This window comes from Micromonospora sp. NPDC023888 (genome assembly GCF_040639415.1).
GTDB lineage: Bacteria > Actinomycetota > Actinomycetes > Mycobacteriales > Micromonosporaceae > Micromonospora.
The window spans coordinates 109,916-136,026 of record NZ_JBEZZW010000004.1 but is presented as its reverse complement, the minus strand read 5'-3'; the positions used below and the strand labels follow the sequence as shown (position 1 = coordinate 136,026).

At 72.3% G+C, this 26,111-nt stretch carries 20 protein-coding genes; 11 read left to right on the top strand and 9 right to left on the bottom strand.

Annotated features, from left to right (window positions below; all coding sequences use genetic code 11):
- Position 1: 1 nt before the first annotated feature.
- From AB0F61_RS05150 to AB0F61_RS05135, 4 genes are read left to right on the top strand one after another with little or no spacing between them, the layout of a single operon-like run.
- Positions 2-1,951, top strand: a complete 1,950-nt coding sequence (locus AB0F61_RS05150; protein ID WP_357803440.1) for an MFS transporter — start codon at positions 2-4, stop codon at positions 1,949-1,951.
- On the top strand, positions 1,948-2,505 hold the full coding sequence (locus tag AB0F61_RS05145; protein ID WP_357803438.1) for a hypothetical protein: 558 nt from the start codon (positions 1,948-1,950) through the stop codon (positions 2,503-2,505). The genes AB0F61_RS05150 and AB0F61_RS05145 overlap by 4 nt, the downstream gene beginning before the upstream one ends.
- Complete coding sequence (locus AB0F61_RS05140; protein WP_357803437.1) at positions 2,502-3,677, top strand: M23 family metallopeptidase; 1,176 nt, start codon at positions 2,502-2,504, stop codon at positions 3,675-3,677. Before AB0F61_RS05145 ends, AB0F61_RS05140 begins: the two co-directional genes overlap by 4 nt.
- Positions 3,678-3,690: 13 nt before the next feature.
- Positions 3,691-4,290 (top strand): hypothetical protein, encoded by a 600-nt coding sequence (locus AB0F61_RS05135; RefSeq protein WP_357803435.1) that lies wholly within the window; start codon positions 3,691-3,693, stop codon positions 4,288-4,290.
- Between the two features lie 2 nt (positions 4,291-4,292).
- Here AB0F61_RS05135 and AB0F61_RS05130 read toward each other — a convergent pair whose 3' ends face one another.
- Positions 4,293-4,850, bottom strand: coding sequence for a hypothetical protein (locus tag AB0F61_RS05130; RefSeq protein ID WP_357803685.1), 558 nt, complete (start codon positions 4,848-4,850; stop codon positions 4,293-4,295).
- Positions 4,851-5,044: 194 nt separating this feature from the next.
- Between AB0F61_RS05130 and AB0F61_RS05125 the strand changes: the two genes are divergently transcribed.
- Both AB0F61_RS05125 and AB0F61_RS05120 read left to right on the top strand, forming a co-directional pair.
- A complete protein-coding gene (locus AB0F61_RS05125) occupies positions 5,045-7,606 on the top strand; it encodes an FtsK/SpoIIIE domain-containing protein (RefSeq protein WP_357803433.1) in 2,562 nt (853 codons plus the stop codon).
- A gap of 28 nt (positions 7,607-7,634) precedes the next feature.
- The gene (locus tag AB0F61_RS05120) at positions 7,635-8,360 is read left to right on the top strand and encodes a hypothetical protein (RefSeq protein WP_357803431.1); all 726 of its coding nucleotides are present in this window, start codon (positions 7,635-7,637) and stop codon (positions 8,358-8,360) included.
- A gap of 99 nt (positions 8,361-8,459) precedes the next feature.
- Here AB0F61_RS05120 and folE read toward each other — a convergent pair whose 3' ends face one another.
- From folE to AB0F61_RS05100, 4 genes are all read right to left on the bottom strand, one after another.
- Positions 8,460-9,125, bottom strand: coding sequence for a GTP cyclohydrolase I FolE (folE, locus tag AB0F61_RS05115; protein WP_139583250.1), 666 nt, complete (start codon positions 9,123-9,125; stop codon positions 8,460-8,462).
- A gap of 35 nt (positions 9,126-9,160) precedes the next feature.
- Positions 9,161-11,179: an ATP-dependent zinc metalloprotease FtsH gene (ftsH, locus tag AB0F61_RS05110; RefSeq protein ID WP_357803429.1), complete on the bottom strand. Its 2,019-nt coding sequence runs from the start codon at positions 11,177-11,179 to the stop codon at positions 9,161-9,163.
- Positions 11,180-11,654: 475 nt separating this feature from the next.
- The gene (hpt, locus tag AB0F61_RS05105) at positions 11,655-12,230 is read right to left on the bottom strand and encodes a hypoxanthine phosphoribosyltransferase (protein ID WP_357252898.1); all 576 of its coding nucleotides are present in this window, start codon (positions 12,228-12,230) and stop codon (positions 11,655-11,657) included.
- Positions 12,231-12,330: 100 nt separating this feature from the next.
- Entirely contained in the window at positions 12,331-12,480 is a 150-nt protein-coding gene (locus AB0F61_RS05100; RefSeq protein ID WP_355032650.1) for a hypothetical protein, read from the bottom strand.
- 138 nt (positions 12,481-12,618) lie between these two features.
- Here AB0F61_RS05100 and AB0F61_RS05095 point away from each other — a divergent pair, with 138 nt between their 5' ends.
- Positions 12,619-13,581, top strand: a complete 963-nt coding sequence (locus tag AB0F61_RS05095) for a helix-turn-helix domain-containing protein (RefSeq protein ID WP_357803426.1) — start codon at positions 12,619-12,621, stop codon at positions 13,579-13,581.
- A gap of 9 nt (positions 13,582-13,590) precedes the next feature.
- On the opposite strand, the gene tilS is transcribed toward AB0F61_RS05095, so the two are convergent.
- The 3 genes from tilS to dacB all read right to left on the bottom strand — a co-directional run bounded on the left by tilS (position 13,591) and on the right by dacB (position 17,233).
- Positions 13,591-14,583 (bottom strand): tRNA lysidine(34) synthetase TilS, encoded by a 993-nt coding sequence (gene tilS / locus AB0F61_RS05090; RefSeq protein ID WP_357803425.1) that lies wholly within the window; start codon positions 14,581-14,583, stop codon positions 13,591-13,593.
- Between the two features lie 10 nt (positions 14,584-14,593).
- Entirely contained in the window at positions 14,594-15,664 is a 1,071-nt protein-coding gene (locus tag AB0F61_RS05085) for a zinc-dependent metalloprotease (protein WP_357803423.1), read from the bottom strand.
- 102 nt (positions 15,665-15,766) lie between these two features.
- On the bottom strand, positions 15,767-17,233 hold the full coding sequence (gene dacB, locus AB0F61_RS05080; protein ID WP_357803683.1) for a D-alanyl-D-alanine carboxypeptidase/D-alanyl-D-alanine-endopeptidase: 1,467 nt from the start codon (positions 17,231-17,233) through the stop codon (positions 15,767-15,769).
- A gap of 576 nt (positions 17,234-17,809) precedes the next feature.
- Between dacB and AB0F61_RS05075 the strand changes: the two genes are divergently transcribed.
- Positions 17,810-18,316: an inorganic diphosphatase gene (locus AB0F61_RS05075; RefSeq protein WP_109816465.1), complete on the top strand. Its 507-nt coding sequence runs from the start codon at positions 17,810-17,812 to the stop codon at positions 18,314-18,316.
- A gap of 31 nt (positions 18,317-18,347) precedes the next feature.
- Here the strand turns inward: AB0F61_RS05075 and eccD are convergent, their stop codons facing one another.
- Positions 18,348-19,751: a type VII secretion integral membrane protein EccD gene (gene eccD, locus AB0F61_RS05070; protein ID WP_357803421.1), complete on the bottom strand. Its 1,404-nt coding sequence runs from the start codon at positions 19,749-19,751 to the stop codon at positions 18,348-18,350.
- A gap of 101 nt (positions 19,752-19,852) precedes the next feature.
- On the opposite strand from eccD, the gene eccCa reads away from it, so the two are divergent.
- From eccCa to AB0F61_RS05055, 3 genes are all read left to right on the top strand, one after another.
- A complete protein-coding gene (gene eccCa / locus AB0F61_RS05065) occupies positions 19,853-23,833 on the top strand; it encodes a type VII secretion protein EccCa (protein WP_357803419.1) in 3,981 nt (1,326 codons plus the stop codon).
- 74 nt (positions 23,834-23,907) lie between these two features.
- Entirely contained in the window at positions 23,908-25,245 is a 1,338-nt protein-coding gene (gene mycP / locus AB0F61_RS05060) for a type VII secretion-associated serine protease mycosin (protein WP_357803417.1), read from the top strand.
- A 53-nt stretch (positions 25,246-25,298) separates the two neighbouring features.
- Positions 25,299-26,090, top strand: a complete 792-nt coding sequence (locus AB0F61_RS05055; protein ID WP_357803415.1) for a phosphatase PAP2 family protein — start codon at positions 25,299-25,301, stop codon at positions 26,088-26,090.
- Positions 26,091-26,111: the final 21 nt, after the last annotated feature.

Sequence of the window (26,111 nt, the reverse complement as noted above, 5' to 3'; positions counted from 1 at the left end):
CATGGCGAGGGCTTGGGCAAGGATCGCGTCGTTCCTGCTCGCCCTCGGCGTACTGGCCGGGGCCACTCTCACCTGGCCGCTGATCGGCGCTGGGGCCGCAGCCGCCGCGCCGCCCGCCGCCCAGGCCCGCGCCGACCTCTGCACGACCCAGGAATGGCAGGCCGACTTCCGCACCTGCGTGGGGAAACTGCAAGCGGTCAGTGAGGACGAGGTCAAGTGCCGTAACGCGCCGACCCCGGGTACGCCGGATTCCGGCCTCGCCGGCTGGTTCGCCGCCGCGCCGCCAACAGAGGCTGCGAACGGAGTAGCTGGTCGGTACAGCCTCTACGGATATGCGGGCTACAGCTATAACACCTATGACATAGACGGTGGCTGCGCGTCGAGCGTGCTACATCCGGACTACAAGTTCACCACCACGATCGCGAACGGCGAGTTCATGGCCGCTACGGCCGTCATCGGCGCCTCGAACGCACTCAGAGAGCGCGCGTGGGATCCCGGCTCGATGTGGGGCTGGGCTGACCCGCTTGTCGAGCAAGCGACGAAGGCTGTGTACGAGAAGGTATTCAGCGTCTTCGGGATCGTCACCCTGTGCGTAGTGGGGCTGTACCTCCTTTGGCGGTCCCGTCAGTCCGACATGAGCAATGCGATGACCACCGCCGGGTGGGCCCTGTTGGTGATGGTCGCGGTCACGGCGCTGGCCGCTTGGCCAGTCAAGTCAGCCAACGTCGCCGACGGTGCGCTCGTCACCAGTCTCGGAGTTGTGCACGACGCAGTCGGCCCGCAGGCAAAGGAACCGGCCCCAGGAAGATGCATCGATGCTGATCGGTGCAAGGACCTCAGGACCCCTGCCGTCCGAGCCAGCGACACCGCGACCGAAACCATGCTCTACCGGAACTGGGTGCGAGGGGTACTCGGCTCGGCTGACAGTGAAACTGCTCGTAAGTATGGCCCGGCGCTCTACGACGCCAAGGCGCTGTCCTGGGATGAAGTCGAGAAGTTACGCGCCAACCCGGCCACCCGCGAACCGACGATCAAGGCGAAGCAGCAGCAGTGGGCGCGGGTGGCCCAGCAGATCCAGACCGAGGACCCGGAGGCCTACGAGTACCTCCAGGGAGTGCGGGACATGGACCGGGTCGGTGCCGGGTTCATTGCCGTGCTGGCCTCGGTGCTCTTCGCCATGTTCGACCTGACCGCGTCGCTGCTGGTTCTGCTGGGGTTCCTGATCTTCCGGTGGGCGGTGATCGCGGCACCCATCCTGGGCACGGTCGGCCTGCTCCGGCCGGCGAGCGCCGGGCTGCGCCGCCTGGCGAACGCCGTGGTCGCCGCAGTCTTCAACATCGCGATCTTCGGCACCGGGGCCGCAATCTATCTGTTCGCTGTCGATCTGATCATGAGTACGCCCACCCTGCCCGGCTGGCTCCAGGTGGTGTTGGTCTGGCTCTGCGGGGTGGTCGGCTGGCTGTTGCTGCGCCCGTACCGGCGGATAACCCAGCTCGGCGGCAAGGACAGCAGCGAGGCGGTCAGCTCGGCGGGCTCCTGGCACCGTCGGTTCTTCCGGGACATTCGCGTCGCGGCGCGGCTCGACGTGGTCGAGCCCGGCGGCACCGCGGAGCCGGTGGGTGGACGTCGCCGGTCGCCGGTCGCCGAGCAGACCCGACTGCGCCCAGAGGCGCGCAGGGAGGACCCGGCGCCGGCGCCAGCCGCTCCGGTCGGGTCCGAACGGACCGGCAACGTGCGACCGGACGGTCAGGAACGCGCTGATGAGGCCACGAAGGAGGAGACCGGCGGCCGGGGCCGCAAGGTCCCGCCTCAGCCTCGGCGGCGGCAGCCGGCGACCTGGACCGAGCCCGACGTGCCGGCCGAGAACCCGTCGTTCGTGGTCTACCGACCGGGCTCCACGGAGCGCGTGCCGGACCGTACCGGACCGCGGGTGCGCTCAGAGGCCCGGTGACGGCGATGCGACGGGCCCTGGAGTTTCTCTTCACCCGGGCGCTGCGGTCCCGGCTGGGGGTGGCGCTGGTGATCGCGGTGCTCATCTTCGGTGTGATCGGGGCTGCACGCCTGGTCTCCGGCCCGCCCGATCCGACGGACGGACTGAGCAACCGGCCGGACCGACCGATCACCACAGTGGACCCGACGGCCGGTGACGATGGCGTGAAGTCCACCGAGGCTCCGCCGTCGCCGGTCACTCGGGCGGGTGCCCGCACACCTGAGCAGACCGCCGACCGGTTCGCCAAGGCCTGGCTCGGCCGGCCCGGGCTAGCCGCCGAGCAGTGGCAGGCCGGCCTTCGGCCGTTGTCGACACCGGCGTTGACGGAGAAGCTGTCCGGTGCCGACCCCGGCGGAGTTCCGGCCGAGGAGGTCACCGGGCCACCGGAGGTGCGGGCACGCACCCAGACGTTCGTCGAGGTGCTGTTGCCGCTCGACAGCGGTCGGCTCCGGCTGGAGTTGGTCGCCGCCGACGGCGGCTGGCTGGTCGACGTGGTGGATTGGGAACGGCAATGACCGTCGGCGGTGACGCGGCCCCTCCGCGTCGGCGCCTGCGGATCGGGGTGATCGCCACGATCCTCACCGGGGTACTACTCCTGCTCTGTTGCACCGGCGGCACCGCCGCGTTCTTCCTCAGTGGGCTCGGTGGCGACGCCGAGAACGGGGACACCCTGGCCGGTTGGGGCTGCGGCCCGGTCCGTCCGGTAGACATCGCCGGCGAGTTGCCACGGTTCACCGAGTACGGCGACGCCCAGGTCCGCAATGCCGCGATCATCATCAAGATCGGCCAGGACATGGGGGTGCCCTCACGGGGCTGGGTGATCGCCCTGGCCACCGCGATGCAGGAGTCGGCCCTGCGCAACCTGGCGAACAGCGACGTTCCCGCGTCTCTGGCCCTGCCACACGAGGGAGTCGGAGCCGACCACGACTCGCTTGGCCTTTTTCAACAACGGCCGGGCTGGGGGTCCGTCGCCGAGCGGATGACACCCGCGTACACCGCTCGCAAGTTCTACGAGAAACTCGTCAAGGTGCGGAGCTGGCAACGCCGGCCACTGACCGTGGTGGCGCAGCAGGTGCAGGTCAGCGCCTATCCAGACGCGTACGCCAAGCACGAGGAGTTGGCAAGCAAAATCGTCGACGCCCTTGCTGGCGGGGCGGCCCGCACCGTCGAGATCAACGGCAAGGCCGTGTGCAACGCGGCCGAGCACGGCGAGATTGCCGCCTCCGGCTGGACCGCCCCGATCCCCGGTGACGTCGGTTCCGGATTCCGGACCGCCGACCGCCCCAGCCACAACGGGGTCGACATCGGGGCGGCCAAGGGCACCGAGATCCGAGCCGCGGCCGCCGGGCGGGTGCTGGTGGCCCGTTGCGACCCGGACAACCAGGGACGGCGGAACTGCGACGTGGACGGGTACCCCGGCAAGGGTGGCTGCGGGTGGTTCGTCGACCTCTTGCACGCTGGCGGCAACATCACCCGGTACTGCCACATGGTGGTCCGTCCCCGAGTCGCACCGGACCAGATCGTGCCGGCCGGTGAGGTCATCGGGCAGGTCGGCAGCAGTGGAAACTCGTCGGGCCCACATTTGCATTTCGAGGTGCACCTGCGCAGCGACCGGTCCAGCCGCGGTGCGATCGATCCGATCCCGTTCATGCGCGAGCGGGGTGCCCCGCTGCGCGCTGCCGAGTAAGGCCACCACGGGTATGACCGGACCGTTGCCGGACCCGTTCGCCGACCAGCCCGACTGGGCTCCCCGACCACCCCGCCCGCTGTCCATGGTTCCCGCCACCGAGCGGGTGGAACTACGCGGGCGACGGGTGCTGGTCGGTCTGCCGGGGTTGGGTTGGCGAGGGGACCTGCGCGCGGACGACCGGGTGGTGCAGAGCGCCCGGACCTATGTGCCGGTGATTCCCGAGCACGAGTGGTACCGGGCCGAGGCCGACCAGGTCGAGGTGTTCGCGCCCCTGGTGCCGGTGGAACGGGTCTGGGTCGAGACCGTTGGCAGCCGGCCGGAATCGGAGAGCCCTCGCGAAACTGGCATCCGGTTGGTCTCGCTGGACGGCCCGGCACATCGGGTCCCCACACCCGTCTTCGAGGCGGACGCCGTCACCGGCCGCCGGGTGGTGCACGTCGAGGGCGGTCTGGAGCACCGCGACCTGCGGGCGGTCACCGAGACCTACTCGGGTGCCGAGGGAGACATCTGCGTCCGGATCACTCCGGAGGTGGAGTGGTACCGCTGGGCCTGGCGCGGCCAGTCACCCACCACATTGGAGGTTCCGGTCCACCTGCTCTGGATTGAATGAAGCTAAGCCACTTTGATGCCTCCACACACCCGCCAGTCATCCTGTTTTCTCACGTCGAACTGCCAGGTGTCCGTTAGGCTCTGCTGGATACCATCGACTGTGGCGCTACGCCGGATCACCGTCACGACGGAGGCCGCATCGCCTTCGCCTTTGACCTCAAGGCTGCCCCAGCTAACCAAGATTGTGACGTTAAGTTCCTGCTCACGCGTAAGTAGGTCGGCTCGCAGCGAGCGAAGCGACTGCAGTTGCGACCCGCCCTCGCAGGTGAAGAGGTCTGCTCTCGCGTCGTTGCGATCGACGAGAAACGCACGCAGATAGTTGTCCACCACCACGTCGGGCGCGCTGCGGTCCGGGGCGGACGCGCGGTGATACAGCACAAGGCCCATGGCGAGCCCGCCGACGCAGAGCAGCGCAAGCACCCCGGCGACGACCGTGAGCACCGTCCGCATTCGGCGGCGTGGTGGCTGCGTCTCCGGTGGCACCGGGGCGGGTGGAAGCTGCTCCGAGGGTGCCCGTTGGGCCGGTACGTGGGAGACCTGGGAACCGGCGGGGGGCTGCACTGATTCCACCTCCTGACGTTATCGGCTGGACGCCCCGGAGCCAATGCCTCAGATCCAGCGGATCGTGACGGACCCCTATCCATCGGTGAGATCCACGACATCACTGGCGCAGCGCCGTGCCACCTCCCGAAGGAGCAGCCTCGGCTGGGATACCGTCTCTGCTCGGGAGGGGTTGCCAACCTCGGGCAGAGGGGGTGGACGCGGTGGCCGGTCCGAAGGCACGTACGAACCGCGCCGCTGCGCTGCATCGCCGGGCAGCGGCCGTCGCGACCGCTGCGGCCGGAATTCTGGACGAGACCCGGCCGGCCCCTGCCGATCAGCGCCGCCAGTACGAGCTGGCCGATCGTCTCCGAGTGGCCGCCGCGCGGTTGGCCCCGGGTTGGTCGGGCGCCGCGTTGGACTCGCTCACCGTGGACTCTCCGGCGGGTGACGGCCCGCCGCCGTTCGTGCGGGTCGGCACGGCGGCACCGTTGGACGATGCCCGTTTTCCCGCGTTGGTGCCACTTGTCGGCACCGGTCATCTGAGCGTGGACGCTGACGCTCGGGAGCCTCGGGTGGCGGGGTTGCTCCGGGCCGTACTCCTGCGGTTGTTGGCGGCGACGCCGGCGGGTGCGCTGTTGATTCGCGCGGTGGATGCCACGGGTGCGGCGCTGACCCCGTTCGGGGCGCTCGCTGATGCTGGCCTGCTGCCGCCGCCGGCGGTGGACGTGGCGGGTCTGCGGGCGGTGCTGACGGAGGCGGAGCAGTGGGTCACGCCGGGGGCCAGTGGACGACGTCGGCACGATCGCACGCTGTTGCTCGTGTTCGCCGCTCTGCCGGAGTCGACCAGCCCGACCGATCTGGCACGGATCGAGGCGCTCGCCGAGCAGGGGCCTGCCGCCGGCTTGCATCTGGTGGTGGCCGGCTGGCCTCCGGCCGGCCCGTACGCGACTCGGGCCGCGCTGCCGCACAGCACACCGTTGGCGCTGCGCAACGCGTACGCGCTGCTCGGTGACCCACCGAGGGCGTCCTTCGCCAGTCCGGGCGCGGATCCACCGGGTGGACTGAACTCACCGGTCTTCGTCGAGGCGGACCCGCCGGTTGAGTTGGTCGACGCGGTGTGTCGGCGGCTGGCCGAGCAGGTGGAGGCCGGTTCGCGGTTGGGGTTGGCGGCTCTGCTGCCGCCGACGGGTGAGCGTCTGTGGGAGTCGGATTCCGCGGAGGGGATGACCACCACGGTCGGTGATGCCGGGGGGCGGTCGGTGCCGCTGGGTTTCACCGAGCTGACTCCGCACTGGCTGGTCAGTGGGCGGTCCGCGGCGGGTCGCTCGGCGTTCCTGACCACCGCGTTGCTGGGGTTGGCCGCCCGGTACGGCCCGGACGACCTGGCGCTCTACCTGGTGGATCTCGGCGATGGTGAGTCGTTCGTGGAGTTTCTGCAGACCGAGCGGGACCGGTCGTGGATTCCGCAGGTGCGCGCCGCCGCGATGGCCGCGGATCGGGAGTACGTCCGGGACCTGCTCGACGAGTTGACGGCCGAGGTGCAGCGTAGGACGGAGGCTGGGGCGCGGGCCGGCGGCCAACGCTTCGCCGAGTTGCGGCAGCACCAGAAGCTGCCCCGGGTCGTCTGTGTGTTGGACAATGTGCCGTTCCTCTTCGCCGAGCGGGACCGGTTGGCCGCCGAGGTGGCCGCCCAGTTGGACGGGCTGGCTCGGGCCGGTCGGGCGTACGGCGTGCACCTGGTGTTGGCCGGTGCGGGTGAGCTGGGGTTGAGTGCCCGCGCGGATGCGGGTCATCGGGATTCGGTGCTCGGGCAGTTTCCGGTACGGGTGGCGCTGCCGGGTGGCAGTCCGGTCCTGGAGCCGACGAACGACTCGGCCGCCGGGCTGCCGGTGGGCAGTGCGGTGGTGAACACCGCAGGCGGCCTCGGCGGTCCCCGGGGCGCGACCCGAGGTCATGAGCGGCTGATCCGGCACCCTGATCCGCAGGACCATCCGGCGGTGGTGGAGGAGCTGCGGCACGAGCTGTGGGCGGCTCGGCCGGCCGGGTCGGTGCCGCCTGTCGTCTTCGCCGGTTACGCTCGCCCGCTGCTGGGCAACGATCCGCGACACCGGGCGGCGTTGGCGGGGCAGGCGCACGGGCCGGCTGCCCTGTTGGGCCGCGCGGTGGACGTGGCCCGCTCGACGGTCGCCGTACCGTTGGGGCCGGCCGCGGGCCGCAACCTCGCGGTGCTGGGGTCGGGTGCCGCGGCGGGCGGGTTGCTGGCGACGGCGGCCCGGAGCACCGCGGACCATCATGCGCCGGGCACCGCCCGTTTCCTGGTGGCGGTGGCGGACCCGGGCGCTCGGGCGCTGGCGGAGTCGTTGACGGCGGAGTTGGCTGCCCGGCATCCGGCCGAACTGGTGGATCTGCCGACGCTGCTCGCGGCTCCGGCCGACGACCTGCCGACGTACCTGGTGGCCTTCGGTCTGGACCGGCCGGGCCCTCGGGAGCTGCCGGTGGAGCGGTTGCGTGCGCTGCTGCGCAACGGGCCGCCGACGGGGAGACACCTGTTGGGCTGGTGGCGCGCGGTGCCCCCGTTCGCGGCGCTGTTCGAGCCGCCGGGCGAGGTCGACAAGTTGGCCGCCGTGGTCGTGCTGGATGTGCCGGTCGGGCAGCTCACCGCGGTCTTCGGTCGAACTGTGGAGTGGCGGGCTCGACCGGACCGGGCGGTGCTCTGGGATGGTCCGGACGAGCGGGGCACGGTCCTGGTGCCGTTCGCCGACGAGGCCGGGTGATCCGGTGGCGCGGGCAGGGGATGTCGAGATGACTCCGGAGGCGACGACGGTGACCGGGCCGGGGCGGCAGCGGGTCGCCGCGGCGACCGGGGACGCCACTCAGGCTGCGGTCGAGCCCGGCACGGCCTGGGGGGAGTACCTGGCCGCGGCCCGCCAGCTTGACGGGGTACGCCGCAGTGCGGCTGCCGCCGCCGGTGAGCAGGCCAGGTCGGCGGAGACCGCCCGGGAGGAGCTGACGGTGGTCCGTACCGGGCTGGCGAGCCAGCAGGAACGGCTGCGCGAGTTGGGCGTACCGGCGATTTCGCTGGTGCCGTCACCGCCGGAACTGACCGAGGCGTCCCGGTCGATGGCGGGCGGTCCGGCGGCCGTGCTGGCGGCGCTGCGGGCCGCGCGGGGGCGGGCCGAGGCGGCGGACGCGGCCCTCGCGGCGCGACGCCGGTTCTTCCGGCCGGGGTCCTGGCCGGCGCGGGTGCGCAACCTTCTGGTGTACGGGCCGTTGGCGCTCGTGGTGCCGCTGATCCAGGTCGCGGTGTGGTCGGCGACGGGGGTGGGACCGGCCAGTGTGGCAGCGTTGATCTGTGGGCTGCCGATGCCGGCGGTCGCGTTCGTCGCCGGTTGGGTGGGCATTGGGCGGTTGTTCCGGGTGAGCCCCGCCGAGCGACTGGACCGCACGGTGCGCTTCGGCGCGCTTGTGTGCCTGGTGCCGGCGGTGCTGGTGACGGCGGGCCTGCTGCTGGTCCTGCTCGCCGGCTGACCTGCCCGGCTGGTCGGCGGCGGGCAGGAGAGCGGACGGGTGGAAAGGCGACGGCCGGCCGTCCCCCGCAGGGGTCGACCGGCCGGGATGCGTCGGCTGTCAGCGCGGGATGATCAGCGCCATTGCCTCGGCACGGGACTTGGAGTCCGTCTGCAGGATGCCGCGTACCGCCGACGTGATGGTCTTGGCGCCGGATTTCTGGATGCCGCGCATCGCCATGCACATGTGCTCGCACTCCAGCACGACGACGACGCCGCGGGGGGCGAGTTTGCTCATCAGCAGGTCGGCGACCTGCGAGGTGAGCCGTTCCTGCACCTGGGGTCGGCGGGCGAAGACCTCGACCAGCCGGGCCAGCTTGGACAGGCCGGTGATGCGTCCGTCCGGGCCGGGGATGTAGCCGATGTGCGCGCTGCCGCGGAAGGGCAGCAGGTGGTGTTCGCAGAGGCTCATCACGTCGATGTCCCGGACGATCACCAGCTCTTCGTGGTTGGCCTCGAAGGTGGTGCTGAGCACCTGGGCCGGGTCGACCCGCAGGCCGGCGAAGAGTTCGGCGTACGCGCGGGCGACCCGGGCCGGGGTCTGCTGGAGCCCGTCGCGGTCCGGGTCCTCACCGACCGCGATGAGGATCTCCCGGACGGCCTTCTCGATACGGCCGAGGTCGACGGCGTCCTCGACGGGCCGGCCGGTGAGCCGGCCGCTGATCAGCCGGGCGGCAACGTAGTCCAGCCCGTCGTCGCCGTCGGGCTCGGTCGCGGAGACGGCCAGCTCCCGGTGGGGGGAGCTGGCCGTCGGGTCGTTGCTCAGTGCGTACCGTCCGAGTTGTTGGACGGTGCGCCACCGCCAACGGACGCCTGCGCGCCGTCGGCCTGGGCCTGCGCCTTGAGCTTGTCCTTCTCCGCGGGGGTGAGCACGGGCGGCTCGGTGGACGGCTGGCGCTTACCGAAGCCGTTGTAGGGCGCCAGCGGCGGGCGCTTGACCACCCGGGAACCGATCCGCGCCATGTCGGCCGTGGAAAGGGTTTCCTTCTCGATCAGTTCGAGCACGATGTTGTCCAGGACATCCCGGTATTCCACAAGGATCTCCCAGGCTTCGTCGTGCGCCAGCTCGACGAGTGCCCGCATCTCACCGTCGATCTCGGCGGCCACGGAGTCCGAGTAGTCCCGCTCGTGGCCCATGTTGCGGCCGAGGAACGGCTCGTCTCCGCTGGTGCCGTACTTGATGGCGCCGAGTTTCGAGCTCATGCCGTACTGGGTGATCATCGCGCGGGCCAGTTGGGTGGCCTTCTCGATGTCGTTGCCGGCACCGGTGGTGGGCTCGTGGAAGACCAGCTCCTCGGCGGCCCGACCGCCCAGCGCGTACGCCAGAGTGTCGATCATCTCGGCGCGGGTCTGGGTGTACTTGTCTTCGGTCGGGAGCACCAGGGTGTGGCCCAGCGAGCGACCACGGGACAGGATCGTCACCTTGTGCACCGGCGCGGCGTGCGGCAGCGCCCAGGCGACAAGCGCGTGCCCAGCCTCGTGGTACGCGGTGATCTTCTTTTCCTGGTCGCTCATCACGCGGGTCCGTCGCTGTGGACCAGCGATCACCCGGTCGATCGACTCTTCGAGCGAGTCGTTGCTGATCGCCCGCTGGTCCTTGCGGGCGGTGAGCAGGGCCGACTCGTTGATCACGTTGGCCAGGTCGGCGCCGCTGAAGCCCGGGGTACGCCGTGCCACCGAGTCGAGGTCGACGTCGGGGGCGAACGGCTTGCCCTTGGCGTGCACCCGCAGGATGGCCTTGCGGCCCTCCATGTCGGGGGCGTCCACCGGGATCTGCCTGTCGAACCGGCCCGGGCGCAGCAGCGCCGGGTCGAGGATGTCCGGCCGGTTGGTGGCCGCGATCAGGATGACGCCGCCCTTGGTGTCGAAGCCGTCCATCTCGACGAGCAACTGGTTGAGCGTCTGCTCGCGCTCGTCGTGACCGCCGCCCATGCCGGCGCCACGGTGTCGACCGACGGCGTCGATCTCGTCGACGAAGACGATCGCCGGAGCGTTGGTCTTGGCCTGCTCGAAGAGGTCGCGGACCCGGCTGGCGCCGACACCGACGAACATCTCCACGAAGTCGGAGCCGGAGATGGAGTAGAACGGCACCCCGGCCTCGCCGGCGACGGCGCGGGCCAGCAGCGTCTTACCAGTGCCGGGCGGGCCGAACAGCAGCACGCCCTTCGGGATCTTGGCGCCCAGGGCCTGGTACTTGGCCGGGTTCTGCAGGAAGTCCTTGATCTCGTACAGCTCTTCGACGGCCTCCTCGGCGCCCGCGACGTCCGCGAAGGTCGTCTTCGGAGTGTCCTTGGTGATCATCTTCGCCTTGGACTTGCCGAAGTTGAGCACCCGGGAGCCGCCGCCCTGCATCTGCGACATGAAGAACAGCAGCAGGAGGACGAGCAACGCGATCGGCAGCAGGTTGACCAGCAGGCTCACCCAGATGCTGTCCGACGAGACCTTGGCGTCGGCCGGGCCGGTGACCCGGTTGGCCGCCTTGGCGTCCAGCACCTCGTTCCAGATCTCGTCACCGACCTGGTACGGGAACTGAGCCTCGATCTTGTTGGTCTCGGTCTTGCCGAACCTGGTCTTCTGGGCCAGGTCCAACTGGAGCGTCTGCTCCTTGTCCTGGAAGACCACCTTGTTGATCTTGGCGGTGTGGAGCTGGTCGAGCGCAACGGAAGTGTCCACGCGGTGGTAGCTGGGACCAGCGGTGAACAGCTGACTGAGCACAACTGCGCCGAGGATGACCAGGATGATCCAGACCACCGGTCGGCGGAAGAAACGCGTACGTTCCATACTGTTGTCGAGCGCCGGAGCGCCCGCATCCTCCTGATCGACGTCCTGACCATCTGATTGGTGTCGCCGCGGTGAGCGGCGGTCGGAGCTGCCATGCGGGGCGGCCTCGACCCCGAGACGCGAAAACTGCCGCGCCGCGGTCATTCGACGGTACACCGTGTACGCGAGGAGTGAGCTCGCGAGCCCCGCACTGGGCGCACCTTTCATATCGATGGCGCGCACCGTGGGCAGGCCCACCAGCCCCGCCACCCGCGTACGGCGGGTCCGGGTGGAAACCGGCGTGGCGGGGAGTCCGGCCCGGCCACCCGACGGCCCGATCACGCGGCCGAGGGGGGTCGGGCACGGAGTAACCTCCGGGCCACCGGGTCCACGGTAGCCGCAAGAGCTGAGAGCGCGCTGAACGTCGGCTCGATGGATGCCGATGCGAGTCGGCCTCACGCCCCCTCCGGGGCACCCCGGCGGGGCGCGGCCGGCGTCAGGAGCGGGCGTAGACCTCGGGCTTGAGCACCCCGACGTACGGCAGCTCCCGGTAGCGCTCGCCGAAGTCCAGGCCGTAGCCGACCACGAACTCGGTGGGGATGTCGAAGCCGACGTACTTGACCGGGACCGGCACCTTGACCGCGTCCGGCTTGCGGAACAGCGCGACGACCTCGACGCTCGCCGCCGAGCGGGACTCCAGGTAGCGCAGCAGCCAGGAGAGAGTGAGCCCGGAGTCGACGATGTCCTCGACGACCACCACGTGCCGACCGGCGATGTCCCGGTCCAGGTCCTTGAGGATGCGGACCACCCCGGACGAGGTGGTGCCCTGGCCGTAGGAGGAGATGGCCATGAAGTCGAGTTCGGCCGGGGGGCCGTTACGGCCCAACGCCCGGGCGAAGTCCGCCATGAACATCACCGCACCCTTGAGCACGCACACGAGCAGCAGCCCGTCGTTGACGTGGGAGTAGTCGGCGGAGACCTGCTTGGCCAGCTCCGCCGTCTTCTCGCGAATCTGCGCCTCGGAAATGATCACGTGGTCGATGTCGGCGTCGTACCAGGAGCCGTCAGCCATGACTCCTAGCCTGCCGTACGTCGGATGGCCTCCGTCGGCGGGGCCGCACCTTTTGGCGCGGTCCCGCCGGGGATTTTCTGGGCAAACGATGCTAATCGCATCAGTTGGTACGGGACCGCCAGCGGCGGCCGTCGTCGCTGGGCTTCCAGTCGGCCGAATCGTGACTGTCGACGGTCAGCCCAGCCGCCGAGGCGGCGACGAGCAGGACGAGGAAGAGGAGGAAGAGCAGGAACTCCATGGCGGCGCTCACTTTCGCATGATTGCTGTCGGTTTCGCCGCCGGTGCGCACCGGACTGAGACAAGTCTGCGCCCGCTCACGCCGACCGGACAGTGGCAGCAATGCCATTGGTCATCGATTTACTGCCACCTGTCGGGTTACCCTCGTCACATGCTCCGGTCCATCGCCGTCCTCGCGCTCGACCAGGTCGCCCCCTTCGAACTCGGCGTGCTCGCCGAGGTGTTCGGCACCGACCGCACCGCCGACGGTTTCCCCGGCTACCGCTTCCAGGTGTGCAGCCCCGACGGCGCTCCGGTGCGTACGTCGTCCGGCTTCCACCTCACCCCGCACGCCGACCTCGGCCCGGTCGACGAGGCCGACCTGGTGGCCATCCCCGCGCACAGCCAGGGCACCACCGTTCCCGACCCGGTGCTGGAGGCGCTGCGCCGGGCCGACACCCGCGGAGCGCACCTGTTCAGCGTCTGCTCGGGCGCCTTCCTGCTCGGCGAGGCCGGCCTGCTCGACGACCGGGAATGCACAACCCACTGGCGGTACGTGGACGAACTGCAACGCCGCCACCCACGCGCCCGGGTGCGCTGCAACTCGCTCTACGTGCAGGACGGCCGGCTGCTCACCAGCGCCGGCACGGCCGCCGGCATCGACGCCTGCCTGCACCTGATCCGTCAGGAGCACGGTTCGGCCACCGCGACCCGGCTGGCCCGGCGGATGGTGGTCCCCCCGCACCGCGACGGCGGCCAGTCACAGTACGTCGAGGCGCCCATCCCGAAGGCGCCCGAGGCGCCCACCCTGGAACCGGTGCTGGAGTGGCTGATGGGTCACCTGGACCGGACGACCACCGTGGAGGAGTTGGCCGCCCGCGCCGGCATGGCACCACGCACGTTCGCCCGCCGGTTCCGCGCCGAGACCGGCACCACGCCGCACGACTGGCTCACCAACCAACGGGTGCTGCTCGCCCGGCGGCTGCTGGAGGAGACCCCGTTGAGCGTGGAGGCCGTCGCCGACCAGTCCGGCTTCGGCGACGCCGCGGCGCTACGCCACCACTTCAGTCGCCGGGTCGGCGCCACCCCACACAGCTACCGGACCACCTTCCGGGACCGGACGCACAACGACTGAGCAGGTCTCTCACCCCGGGAGGACAGGCGCCAACCGGTCGGCACGACGGAGCACCCGGACACCCCCGGGCAGGTCGGTCGGGCCCTGACCGTGCCAAGCGGTGACCAGCGCGTCCAGGGCGTTGACGTGCCGGTGCGACAACGCACCGGGCAGGGCGCCCAACTCCCGCGCCCAGGCGTGCAGCACCCGGCCCCGCACCGCGGGAACCAGACCGGCGAGCGCCGACACCCGGAGCCCCCCGTCGGGACAACGGGCCCCCGCCAGCGCCGTCGCCGCCAACTCGTCGAGCGCGGCGTTGTCGGCCGCCACCAGACCGGCGGTACGCGCGAGGTTGTCCACCACGCCGGGCCCGAGCGCCCGCACCAGCGCCGGCAGCAGGTCGGCCCGAACCCGGGAGCGGGCGTACGACGGGTCGGTGTTGTGCGGGTCCTGCCACGGGCTCAACCCCAGCACGGCACACGCGGCGCGCGTCTGCTCCCGGCCGATCTCCAGCAGTGGACGCAGCAGCGGCACCCCGTTCAGGTCCCGCCGGGCCGGCATCCCGGCCAGCCCGCGCGGACCGGCGCCCCGGGCGAGCGCGAGCAGCACCGTCTCCGCCTGGTCGTCGCGGGTGTGCCCGGTCAGCACCGCGACCGCGTTCTGCTCCCGGGCCACCTCGGTCAACGCCTGGTAACGGGCCTCCCGGGCGGCCGCCTCCGGCCCACCCGGACGACCCGCCACCTCCACCCGCACCACTGTCGTCGACGAAAACCCGAACCCACCGGCCCAGGCGGCCACCGCCTCGGCACGCTCCGCCGAGCCGTCCTGCAGGCCGTGGTCGACGGTGACCAGCGCGGCGGCGCGGCCCAGTCGGGGCGCCACGAACGCGGTGGCCGCCGCGAGGGCGAGCGAGTCGGCTCCGCCGGAACAGGCGACAAGCACCGGCCCACCGGACGGCAGACCGGTCAGCGCGCGACGGACCGCCACCCGGATCGCGGCCACCGGCGGGGCGAGCGCGGCCACCGGCGGGCGGTCAGCCAGCGGCCGGAATGGTGCCGGCCGGGCCGTGCACCCGGGCCACCCAGGCGTCCGGGTCGCCCAACTCGGACAACCGGGGCAGCGTGAGCGGCGAGTTGAAGATCGAGTTGAACCCCTCCATGCCGACCCGCTCCACCACGCCGTGCACGAACTTGCGGCCCTCGGCGTACTGGCGCATCTTGACGTCCACCCCGAGCAGCCGGCGGATCGCCTTCTCCAGCGGGTTGCCCGCCTCCCGACGCCGGTTGAACGACGCCCGGATCCGCTCCACGCTCGGGATCACCTGCGGACCGACGCCGTCCATCACGAACTCGGCGTGCCCCTCCAGCAGGGTCATCAACGCGGTGAGCCGGTCGAGCACCGCACGCTGCGCCGGAGTCTGCACGATGTCCAGCACGCTGGTGCGGCTCTCCGGGTCACGGACCGCCTCGGACAGCGTGGCCACCCCGCGCCGCAGCCGCTCGACCAGGTGCTCGCTGCCGCTGGACGAGGCGTCGACGAACGCCTGCACCTCGCCGAGGAAGTAGGCCCGCATCCACGGGACGGCGGTGAACTGGGTCCGGTGGGTGACCTCGTGCAGACACACCCAGAGCCGGAAGTCGCGCGGATCCGCGCCGAGCTTGCGCTCCACCTCGACGATGTTCGGCGCGACCAGCAGTAGCTGGCCCGGGTCGGCCGAGAAGACCTCGTACTGGCCGAGCACCCGGCCGGAGAGGTAGGCCAGCACCGTGCCGGCCTGCACCCCGGTCAGCCGGGACCCGACCGCCTCGGTCAACGCGCTCGGCTGCTTGTCGCCGGACAGCCGGCTCACCAGCGGAGTGATCACCTCGCGAAGGCCGGCGATGTTCGTCGCGGCCCAGTCACGCCGGTCGACGACCCGGACCGGCGGGTGCGCCACCTGCGCCCGCAACCCCGTGTAGTCAGCCACGTGCCCGGCCGCCTCATCGGTCAGCCGGCGCAGGTCACCGACCACGTCGGTGGCCTCGGCGTACGACACCCGGGGGCCCGACTTGCTCAACGCCCCCGCGGTGGCGGCGGCCAGATCCCAGTCCACGAACTGCGCCATGGACCCACCGTACCCGCGCCGCGACACCCCGGCCCGGGCTCGCGTCCCCGATCGACGCCGATGGCGGTTTCGCTCCGGGGCGGAGACCCCGGGCGGTGACGGTCAGCGGCAGCCGCAGCCGGCCAGCGCGGCGGTGATCCGGTCCAGCGCCGGTTGGGCGGTTTCCTTCCCGCCGGGCACCCGATCCGTGAGCACCGCGAAGGTGAGCAGCCGACCATCGGCGGTGGTGACCAGGCCCGCGATGGAGTGCACAGCGGTCAGGGTGCCGGTCTTCGCCCGCACACTGCCAGCCCCGGCGGCGGTGCCGGCGGCGCGGTAGCGCTCATTCAGGGTCCCGGACCAGCCACCCACCGGCAGACCGCCGAAGACACCTGCCAACTCCGGATGGTCCGGGCTGGCAGCCAGTCGGATCAGGTCGGTAAGCAACGACGGGCTGATCCGATTGTTGCGGGACAGCCCGCTGCCGTCGGAGAGGGTGATCTCCTCGGCGGGCAGGCCCAGCTCGGCCACCTCCGCGTCCATCGCCGCAGCGCCGCCGTCGAACGAGGCCGGCTGGTTGCGGGCCAACGCGACCTGACGGGCCAGCGCCTCGGCCACCAGGTTGTCACTCTCGCTGATCATGATGTCGACCAGCCGGATCATCGGCGGAGACTGCACCACACCCAGCTCGGTGCCCGGCGCCGGGGCGCCACCGGCTGCGGCGGGCGCCGGTGCCGTGCCACGCTTCACGGCGTCGCCCGGCACACCGAGCAGGCGGGCGAACGACCTGCCGGCGGCCAGGTCCGGCTCGGCGAACCGCTCCGCGGCCCCGTGCGGGGCGCTCGGGTCCCGGCGAGCGCCGTCGGTCATCAACGCCGTCACCGCGCCACCAGACCCACCGGTGGGGATGTCGTCGTCCCACCCCGGGCCGTAGACCGGGCCGGAGTAGACCGATCCGTCGACCGTGACGCTCGTCGGGGTGGTGCTGCCGAGCGCCGTACGCACCTGGGCGGCCAGGTCGTCGAGCCGCGCCGCGCCCGGGTAGTAGCCCTTCTTGTCGATCGCGAGCGTGGGATCGCCACCACCGATGATCACCACCTCGCCGGCCTTCGCGCCGGCCACCGCGCGGGTGGGGATCCGGTAGCCCGGTCCTCGGGCTGCCAGCGCCGTCACCGCGGTCGCCAGTTTGGTCACCGAGGCGGGCACGGTGCCGTCGTCCGCCCCCTTGTCGAAGAGCGTCTGACCGGAGATGACGTCGGCCACCGAGACGTTCACCCGATCACCCAGGGCGGACGCCCCGACCAGCGGGTCGAGCGCGGCGCGAAGCCCGTCCGGGGTGGGTGTCGGAGCGTTCGGGTCCGGGCCGGGCAGCACGTCCGACGGGTCCGGCTCCGGGGTCCCGCCAACGGCGTTCGGCGCGGACCCGGCGTCGTCGCCCAGCCATCCGGCGACCGGGCCGGGTCGGACGACGACGACTCCGACGCCGGCGAGCACGAGCAGCAGCACGACGGCCAGCACCACCGGCAGCAGCCGCCGTCGAGCCGGCGCGGCGGGCGTGGGCGCCGGCGCGGCACCGGCGGGCGACGGCAGCGCGGAGATCGGCGGACCCAGCGGTGGAACGTCACCGGGGGCGGCGCTCGACCCGGGCCACGGGCCGGGCGGGGCCGGACTCACCGGAACCGACGCGCTACCACGAGACGGGCCGCCCGAGGTCGGAGCCGGCGGAGCCGGACTCACCGGAACCGACGCGCTACCACGCGGCGGGCCGCTCGTCGGCCGATCACCGCCGACCGCCGGAAAGCGACCGTTGTTCGGGCTGGGTGGGGGCGAGCCGGCCGGGGGATTCCAGGGCAGTGGTGGGGGTGTCTCAGGGGCCGGGGTCCCTGGCTCGGGAGCCCGTGGCAGGTGGGCCCCGGGCACCGGGACCCGGCCCGTGGCACCACCCGAGCCGGATCGTCCGGTACCGTGCGCGGAGCCCCCGTCCGGGCGGTAGTGTGAATCTTCCCTCCCCACGACCCCCTCCTCCCCCAGCGAAAATCGGCTTGGGTGACACTACTTCGGTCCGAAGACTATGCGGCGGCCGGAGTCGGCGGGTGGGCATTCACCTGTCCGGAGGGGCCGCCAGTGGTTCCGTTAGCCAGCGTGGGCAGACGAGGGAGCGTGCAGATGGATTTCGACGTGACGGTTGAGATCCCCAAAGGTCACCGGAACAAGTACGAGGTGGACCACAAGACCGGCCGGATCCGGCTGGACCGCACCCTCTTCACCTCCACCCAGTACCCGGCCGACTACGGGTTCATCGAGGGCACCCTGGGCGAGGACGGTGACCCGCTTGACGCGCTGGTGCTGGTCCCCGAGCCGACCTTCCCGGGCTGCCTGATCCGCTGCCGCACCATCGGCATGTTCCGGATGACCGACGAGAAGGGCGGGGACGACAAGGTCCTCTGCGTGCCCTACGAGGATCCCCGCCAGGAGCACCTGCGCGACATCCACCACCTCGGCGAGTTCGACCGGCTGGAGATCCAGCACTTCTTCGAGGTGTACAAGGACCTGGAGCCCGGCAAGTCGGTGGAGGGCGCGACCTGGGTCGGCCGCACCGAGGCCGAGGCCGAGATCCACGCCTCCTACCAGCGGGCCAGGGACGCCGAGGCGCGCGGCGAATCCGCCCACTGACGACCGCTGACGTACCGGGCCCGAGGGTCGCTCAACCGAGCAACCCTCGGGCCCGGTCGTACAGGTCGAGCACCGCGCAGGCGATCGGCACCACGGCGACCGCCAGGGCCGTGTCGGTGAGGTCGGCGACCCTCCCGAGGTACGGCGAGACCGGCCGGCGGGCGTATGCGGTGCCGCTGGCGGCGGCCACCAGGGCCAGCGCCGCGCCGCCCAGGACCAGCGCCAACCGCCCGACGTCGTCGGCCCGGCCGACCAGCACCGCGCCCAGCACGGCGTAGCCGGCCAGCCCGGCCAGCACCGTCGGGACCCGGTGCCGCAACGCCACGAACAGCCGCGACCGCAGCAGCAGCACCGCCGAGGTGACCGCCAGCAGCACCCGACCGGCCGTCGCGCCGGCAACCCCGAGTACGACCGCGGCAGCCACCGCCAGCAGGGCGTGCCCGATCAACATCCCGGTGAGCACCTCCTCGGTGCGGGTCACCGCGGCGTGTACCCGGCTCCGGTCCGGCAGATCCCGGGCCCGCTCCGGCCCTTCGGTGGGGGCCGAGGTCGGCAGGGTGATCGGCGGCAGGGGCAGCTTGCCCAGCCGGATGGCCAGCAGTGGGATCACGCCGACGGCGAAGACCAGCGCGCTGAGCAGCACCGCCGCCGCGCCGGCCGGGGTCAGCAGCAGCCCACCGAGGGCCGCCGCGACGCCGATCAGGCCGACCGTGACACCGGCCACGAAGACCCGTAGCCGGCTGGCCACCCCGAGCAGGCCGATCAGCGCCACCAGCGACAGCGCCACCGAGCCGGCCAGCAGCTCGGGCGCGCCCACCCAGCGGACCGGCCCGAACGGCCCGACCGGGTCGCCGGAGCCGACCGCGAGGGCGCCGGCCGTGAACGCGTACGGCAGCGCGTAGCCACCGAGTGTCGCCCCGGCGGTGCCGTCGCCGTTGGCGCGGGAGGCCACCGCACCGGCCACGGTGAGCAGCAGCGCCACCACGGCGGCCGCGAGCCAGCCAGCCCGGTACGTCGGGCCGCCGACGAGCAGGGCGAGCAGCCCGACGGTGAGCGGCACTGCCGCACCGGCCAGACCGGCGGCCCGGGTGGCGGTGGGTGACCAGGCGCCGCCGCGGCGGCGGGCACCGTCGGCGATCGCCTCGACCACGTCGTCGTACTCCAGCTCGGGCCAGTGCGCGCGGGCCGGCACGAGGTGCAGCACCTCACCGTCACGGACCCCCTGCGGCAGCAGTGCCTGAGCGGTCGTCAGCAGCGCTCCGTCGGTGCGGCGCAGAACCCAACCGCCGTGCTGCTCGCCGTCGTCGGCCAGCCCGACACCGGCGTGCCGGAGCACGTCGGGCAGCAGCTCGGCCAAGGGCACCTGCTCCGGCAGGGCGACGTCCACCCGTCGTTGCGGCGCGCTGATCGTGACGCGGGCCAGACCGGTAGTCATCGACTTGGCTCCATATCGAGGGGGATCGGAGGCTGCGCGGACGACAGGACTTTACCTACGATGAGTCCGGCTCGGGTTACCCAGCGCTGTCAGGAGGCCGAGTGTCGACAGTCGTCATCAAGCGCCCGCCGCGTCGACCGGCGCCGGAGATCCCCGCCGGCGAACTCCCGGTCGAGGCACCGCCGGAGATCCCGGTGGTGACCGGCGGGCGGTGGCAGCAGATGCTCATGCTGCTGCCCATGCTCGGTGGCACCGTGGCGATGGCGATGATGTTCGGCCGGGGCGGTGGCGCCTACTCGTACGTGGTGGGTGGGATGTTCGGGCTCTCCTCGTTGGCGATGCTGGTGACCTCCTGGGGCAGCGCCTCGGGCACGCCGAAGAAGTCCGAGATGATGGCCGCCCGCAGGGAGTACCTGCGCCACCTCGCGACGCTGCGGCGGCGGGTCCGCCGGACCGCGGAACAGCAGCGGGCCGGGCTGTACTACCGGCACCCCGACCCGGGCGGGCTCTGGTCGACCGTGGACAGCCACCGGGTCTGGGAACGACGCCCCGCCGACCCGGACTTCGCGGTGGTGCGGGTCGCCGTCGGCCCACAGACCCTGGCCACCCCGCTCGTCCCACCGGTCACCCGGCCGCTGGAGGAGCTGGAGCCGATGACGGCGGGCGCGCTGCGCCGCTTTCTGGACGCGTACTCCGTGGTGCCGGACCTGCCGGTGGCGTTGTCGCTGCGCAGCTTCGCCCGGGTGCACGTCCGGCCCGCCGGCCGGACCGGGGGCGGCACCCCGACCACCAGTGGGTCACCCACCGGCGACCCGGCGACGCAGGCGCTGGTCCGGGCGGTGCTGACCCAGCTCGCGGTCTTCCACGCCCCCGACGAGCTGCTCGTCGCGGTCTGCGCCGGGCCGGAACGCAGAACCTGCTGGGAGTGGGTGAAGTGGCTCCCGCACGCCCACCATCCCGGCCGCACCGACGCGCTCGGCCCGGTACGGCTGGTCACCAGCTCAGCCGCCGACCTGGAACGGCTGCTCGCCGACGTGCTGTCCAGCCGATCGCGGTTCAGCCCGGCCGGCCCGGCCACCGACGGCCCGCACGTGGTGGTGGTCCTCGACGGCGGCGACCTGACCGGTGCCAGTGACCTGACCGGTGACGGCGGCATCGACGCGGTCACCGTGTTGGACCTGGACACCCCGCCGCCCCGGCTGCTCGACAGGTACGCGCTGCTCCTGGAGTTGCACGGCCGGCGGCTGCACTCGTGGTCGTCCGACGGGCACGCCGAGGTGGGCACCGCCGACCAGCTCGACCTCGCCGACGCCGAGGCGGTCGCACGACGGTTGGCGCCGCTGCGGCTGGCCGGCGCGGCCCGCGGACCGGACTCCCCGCTCCAGGCCGACCTGGGCCTTCCCGAGCTGCTCGGGCTCGGCGACCCGGAGAGCTTCACCGCTGAGCAGGGCTGGTTGCCGCGCTCGGCACGCGACCGGCTGCGGGTGCCGATCGGGGTCGGCGTGGACGGCGGCGCCATCGAGCTGGACCTGAAGGAGTCCGCCCAGGACGGGATGGGCCCGCACGGCCTGCTCATCGGAGCGACCGGCTCCGGCAAGTCCGAGCTGCTCCGCACGCTGGTGCTGGGGCTGGCCGTCACGCACAGCTCCGAGCAGCTCAACTTCGTGCTCGTCGACTTCAAGGGCGGGGCCACCTTCGCCTCGTTCGACCGGCTGCCGCACACCGCCGCGGTGATCACGAACCTGGCCGACGCGTTACCCCTGGTCGACCGGATGGTCGACGCCATCAACGGGGAGCTCGTCCGCCGCCAGGAGCTGCTGCGCCGCGCCGGCAACTTCGCGAGCGTGCGCGACTACGAGCGGACCCGGGCGGCCGGCACCCCACTGGCCCCGCTGCCGTCGCTGCTGTTGATCTGCGACGAGTTCTCCGAACTGCTGTCCGCCAAGCCCGACTTCATCGACCTGTTCGTGCAGATCGGCCGACTGGGTCGGTCGCTCGGCGTGCATCTGCTGCTCGCCAGCCAGCGACTGGAGGAGGGGCGGCTCCGCGGGCTGGACACCCATCTCTCCTACCGGATCGGGTTGCGTACATTCTCCGCGCTGGAATCCCGCACCGTGCTCGGGGTGGCCGACGCCCACGAGCTGCCCCGCTCGCCGGGTCACGGCTACCTGCGCGCCGGCACCGATCCCCTGGCCCGGTTCAAGGCCGCGTACGTCTCCGGTGCCGTCCGGCGTCGGGCCGTGCCGGCCGGCGTCCCCGCCGAGGGGGGTGCCCGGCTGCTCACCTTCACCACTCATGTCGTGCCGGTGCCCGAGCCGGCAACCCCGGCCGAGCCCCTCGTGGTGGAGGAGGGGGGCCGGGAGACACTGCTCGACCTGCTGGTGGACCGGCTCGTCGGGCAGGGCCCGCCGGCCCACCAGGTCTGGCTCCCGCCGCTCGGCCCGCCACCGGCCCTGGACGAGCTGCTCGGCCCGGTCGAGGTGGACCAGAGGCGCGGGCTGACCGTGGGCAACCCGGAGCTGCACGGCGCGCTCGGGGTGCCACTGGCCGTCGTGGACAGGCCGTTGGAGCAGCGCCGGGACCTGCTCTGGTTGGCACTTGACGGCGCCGCCGGGCACGTCGCGGTGGTCGGTGCGCCGCAGAGCGGCAAGTCCACAGCGCTGCGCACGCTGATCTGCGCGTTGGCGCTCACCCACACCCCGGCCGAGGTGCAGGTCTACTGTCTCGACTTCGGTGGCGGCGGGCTGGCCGCGCTGCGCGACCTTCCGCACGTGGGCGGGGTGACCGGTCGGGCCGACCCGACCGCCGTCCGGCGCACCGTCGGCGAGATGAGCACCCTGCTGGCCGATCGGGAACGTCGCTTCGCGGAGCTGGGCGTGGAGTCGATGGCCGGGTACCGGCAGCGTCGTGCCGCGGCGGGAACGATCGGTCAGCCGGGCGCTGACCCGTTCGGCGACGTGTTCCTGGTGATCGACGGTTGGAGCACGGTCCGCGGCGAGTACGACGACCTGGAACCGCTCGTCACCGACCTGGCCACCCGGGGTCTGTCGTACGGGCTGCACGTGGTCGCCACCGCGTTGCGCTGGTTGGACTTCCGGCCGGCCATCCGGGACCTGTTCGGCTCCCGGTTGGAGTTGCGCCTCGGTGACCCGTCCGACTCGCTGGTGGCCCGGCGGGCCGCCGCGAACGTGCCGGAGCGCGCCGGTCGGGGGGTGACAGCGGAGGGCCTGCACTTCCTCACCGCGCTGCCCCAACTCGCCGACAACGGGGACACCGCCGATCTGGTCAAACGGGTCGCCGGCAGTTGGGGTGGCCCGCCGGCGCCCCGGGTGCGGCTGCTCCCGCCGGTACTGCCGTACGCCGATCTGGACCTCGCCGCGACGACCGGGCTGCGGCTGCCGATCGGGATCGCGGAGGCGGATCTGCGCCCGGTGCTGCTCGACTTCGCCACCGAGCCACACTTCGTGGTCTTCGGGGACTCGGAGTGCGGCAAGTCGTCGTTCCTGCGGGCGCTTGCCACGTCGATCATCACCCGGTTCACCCCCGAGCAGGCCCGGGTAATCCTGGTCGACTACCGGCGCAGCCTGCTCGGCGCCATCGAGACGCCACACCTGATCGGGTACGGCACCGCCGCGGCGCACACCGCCGAGCTGATCGAGTCGGCCGCCGGTTACCTGGAGCGGCGGGCTCCCGGGCCGGAGGTCACCCCGCAACAACTGCGGGACCGATCCTGGTGGTCCGGGCCGGAGCTGTTCGTGCTCGTCGACGACTACGACCTGGTGGCGGCCGGGCCGGCGAACCCGCTGCGGGCGCTTGAGGAGCACCTGCCGCACGCTCGGGACGTCGGGTTGCACCTGGTGCTGGCCCGCCGCTCCGGTGGCGCGGGGCGGGCCCAGTACGAGCCGATCGTGCAGCGGCTGCGGGAGCTGTCCACCGCCGGTCTGGTGATGGCGGGCAGCCCGGAGGAGGGTGCGCTCGTCGGGCCGGTGCGGCCGGGCCCGCTGCCGCCGGGGCGTGGTCGGTTGGTCACCCGGCGGGAGGGCGTACGCCTTGTTCAGCTCGCACAACTGCCGCCGCAATGACGTGACTCGCCAGTTCTTCCCGTGACGGGTGGGGAAACCGGTAATCTCCGATCGTCATGGTTCCGTCGGGATGAATGGCTGGGGATGTGACAGGGGTGCGGCACAGCGGTCCGTCGGCGGCCCGACGGGCGACCGTCCGGGCGCTGCTCGGTGTGGCCGCGGCCCTCGCCGTCGTCGCGCCGACCGCCGCGGCCGTGCCCGTCGCGGCGCCCAGCCACGGCGGGCAGCTGGCTGGCGGGCCGTCGGTGTTCGCCCCCGGCGACGCCGTCGCTCGTACCGACCAGGTCCGCGACGAGCAGTGGCAGCTCGACGAGCTGCAGGCCGAGACGGCTTGGCGTAGCTCGACCGGCCGGGGCGTGACAGTCGCGGTGGTGGACTCCGGAGTGGACGGCAGTCATCCTGACCTGGTCGGCCAGGTGCTCCCCGGTCAGGACCTGGTCGGCTCCGGCGGGGGTGCGGGCCCGGATCCGGTGGGGCACGGCACGACTGTCGCCGGCCTGATAGCCGGCCGCAAGGACGACAAGCGGGGCGTGGTGGGCCTCGCGCCGGACGCGCGGATCCTGCCGGTCCGGGTGCTCGACGAGGACAACCGCTACGACGACGCGCTGATCGTGGCCCAGGGGGTCCGCTGGGCGGTCGACCACGGCGCTCGTGTGATCAACCTGTCGTTGGGTGGCAGCGGCGACAGCCCCGCCCTGGCGGCGGCTCTGGACTACGCGTTCGTCCGGGACGTGGTCGTGGTCGCCTGCACCGGCAACCTGGCCACCTCCAGCAGCACCAAGGTGTGGTACCCGGCCCGGGAGCCGGGGGTGATCGCGGTCACCGGCCTGGAGCGCAGCAGCGAGAACCTGTGGTCCGGGTCGATCACCGGCCGGGCGACGGTGCTCAGCGCTCCCGCCACCGGGCTGGTCGGCGCCAAGTCCCCGAGCGGGTACTGGCGGGTGCAGGGCACCAGCTTCGCCGCGCCACTTGTGGCCGCCACCGCCGCGCTGGTCCGGTCCCGTTATCCACAGATGTCCGCGGGTGAGGTGGTCAACCGCTTGCTGACCACCGCCCGGGACCTCGGCCCGACCGGGCGGGACGACCGCTTCGGGTACGGGATGGTGGACCCGGTGGCCGCGTTGACCGCCCAGGTGCCACCGGTGACCGCCAACCCGCTTGACGACCAGACGTCGCCGGGGGTGACCGGGTTCGGCCCGGCGCCCGGCTCGGCGGACGACTCGGTGGCCGGCGCCGGCAGCGATCCGCTCGGTTTCGCCGCCCCCCACCAGCAGAGCCGGTGGACGGCCCGGGCGGCAGGCGGCCAGGACACCTCAGCACCGGAGCAACTGTGGACCGGGTTCATGCTTCTCGTCGCCCTGACCGGCGGCGCCATCCTGCTGGTGCGCCGACTCCGCCAGCGGTCCCGATGATCGAGGTCCACCGGCAGGCCTGACCTGCCGGGCGGTGGGGTAGAACCGTTCGCATGAGCACGCCCGGCCCACGTACCCTCGGCACCGCCCGGCACCCGTCCTGGCGGCACCGCCGACTCGACCCGGACCACTCGCTGGGGCTGCGGCTGACCCTGGCCGCGACGGCGGCGTTCCTGGTGCTTGTGCCCTTCGCGCTGCTCGCGCTGCTGGTGCTCGGGGCCTGGGCACCGCTGCACCGGCTGGACACGGCGGTCACCGAGGCGCTGCACGGGTACGCCGTCCACCACCCGGCCTGGGTGGTGCTGATGCGGATCTGGAGCGAGGTGTTCGCGCCGATGCCGCTGCGGGTCGTCACACTGCTCGTGGTGATCTGGCTGCTGCGCCGGGGAGCCCGCCGGCTGGCCCTCTGGGCGACCACCACCATGGTGGTGGGTGGACTGTTCGGCCCGCTGCTGAAGCTGCTCGTCGGCCGCGACCGGCCGGAGCTGCTGGACCCGGTGGCGCGGGCCGCCGGCTATTCGTTCCCCTCCGGTCACGCGCTGAACGCCACCCTGACCGCCGGGGTGCTGCTGCTGGTGTTTCTGCCCTACGTTGGCCGGGGAGTGGCACGGGTCGCGCTCTGGGTAGCCGCGCTGCTGCTCACCGTGGTCACCGGGTTGAGCCGGGTGGCGCTCGGCGTGCACTTCACAAGCGACGTGCTGGGCGGCTGGCTGCTCGCGGTGGCGGTGGTCGCGGCGACCACCGCCGCGTTCACCAGTTGGCGTGCACACACCGGGCTTCGGCCGGTCCAGCCGGCCCGCGACGGCGTCGCTCCCGAGGTCGAGCGGCAGCCCGGAGCGGCCTGAGGCGTGCCGACGAGCCCCATC

Coding starts and splice junctions, on each gene's coding strand:
- AB0F61_RS05150 (WP_357803440.1), top strand. CDS start 2: ATGGCGAGGGCTTGGGCAAGGATCGCGTCGTTCCTGCTCGCCCTCGGC.
- AB0F61_RS05140 (WP_357803437.1), top strand. CDS start 2,502: ATGACCGTCGGCGGTGACGCGGCCCCTCCGCGTCGGCGCCTGCGGATC.
- AB0F61_RS05135 (WP_357803435.1), top strand. CDS start 3,691: ATGACCGGACCGTTGCCGGACCCGTTCGCCGACCAGCCCGACTGGGCT.
- AB0F61_RS05120 (WP_357803431.1), top strand. CDS start 7,635: ATGACTCCGGAGGCGACGACGGTGACCGGGCCGGGGCGGCAGCGGGTC.
- ftsH (WP_357803429.1), bottom strand. CDS start 11,179: ATGGAACGTACGCGTTTCTTCCGCCGACCGGTGGTCTGGATCATCCTG.
- hpt (WP_357252898.1), bottom strand. CDS start 12,230: ATGGCTGACGGCTCCTGGTACGACGCCGACATCGACCACGTGATCATT.
- AB0F61_RS05095 (WP_357803426.1), top strand. CDS start 12,619: ATGCTCCGGTCCATCGCCGTCCTCGCGCTCGACCAGGTCGCCCCCTTC.
- AB0F61_RS05085 (WP_357803423.1), bottom strand. CDS start 15,664: ATGGCGCAGTTCGTGGACTGGGATCTGGCCGCCGCCACCGCGGGGGCG.
- AB0F61_RS05075 (WP_109816465.1), top strand. CDS start 17,810: ATGGATTTCGACGTGACGGTTGAGATCCCCAAAGGTCACCGGAACAAG.
- eccD (WP_357803421.1), bottom strand. CDS start 19,751: ATGACTACCGGTCTGGCCCGCGTCACGATCAGCGCGCCGCAACGACGG.
- mycP (WP_357803417.1), top strand. CDS start 23,908: ATGGCTGGGGATGTGACAGGGGTGCGGCACAGCGGTCCGTCGGCGGCC.
- AB0F61_RS05055 (WP_357803415.1), top strand. CDS start 25,299: ATGAGCACGCCCGGCCCACGTACCCTCGGCACCGCCCGGCACCCGTCC.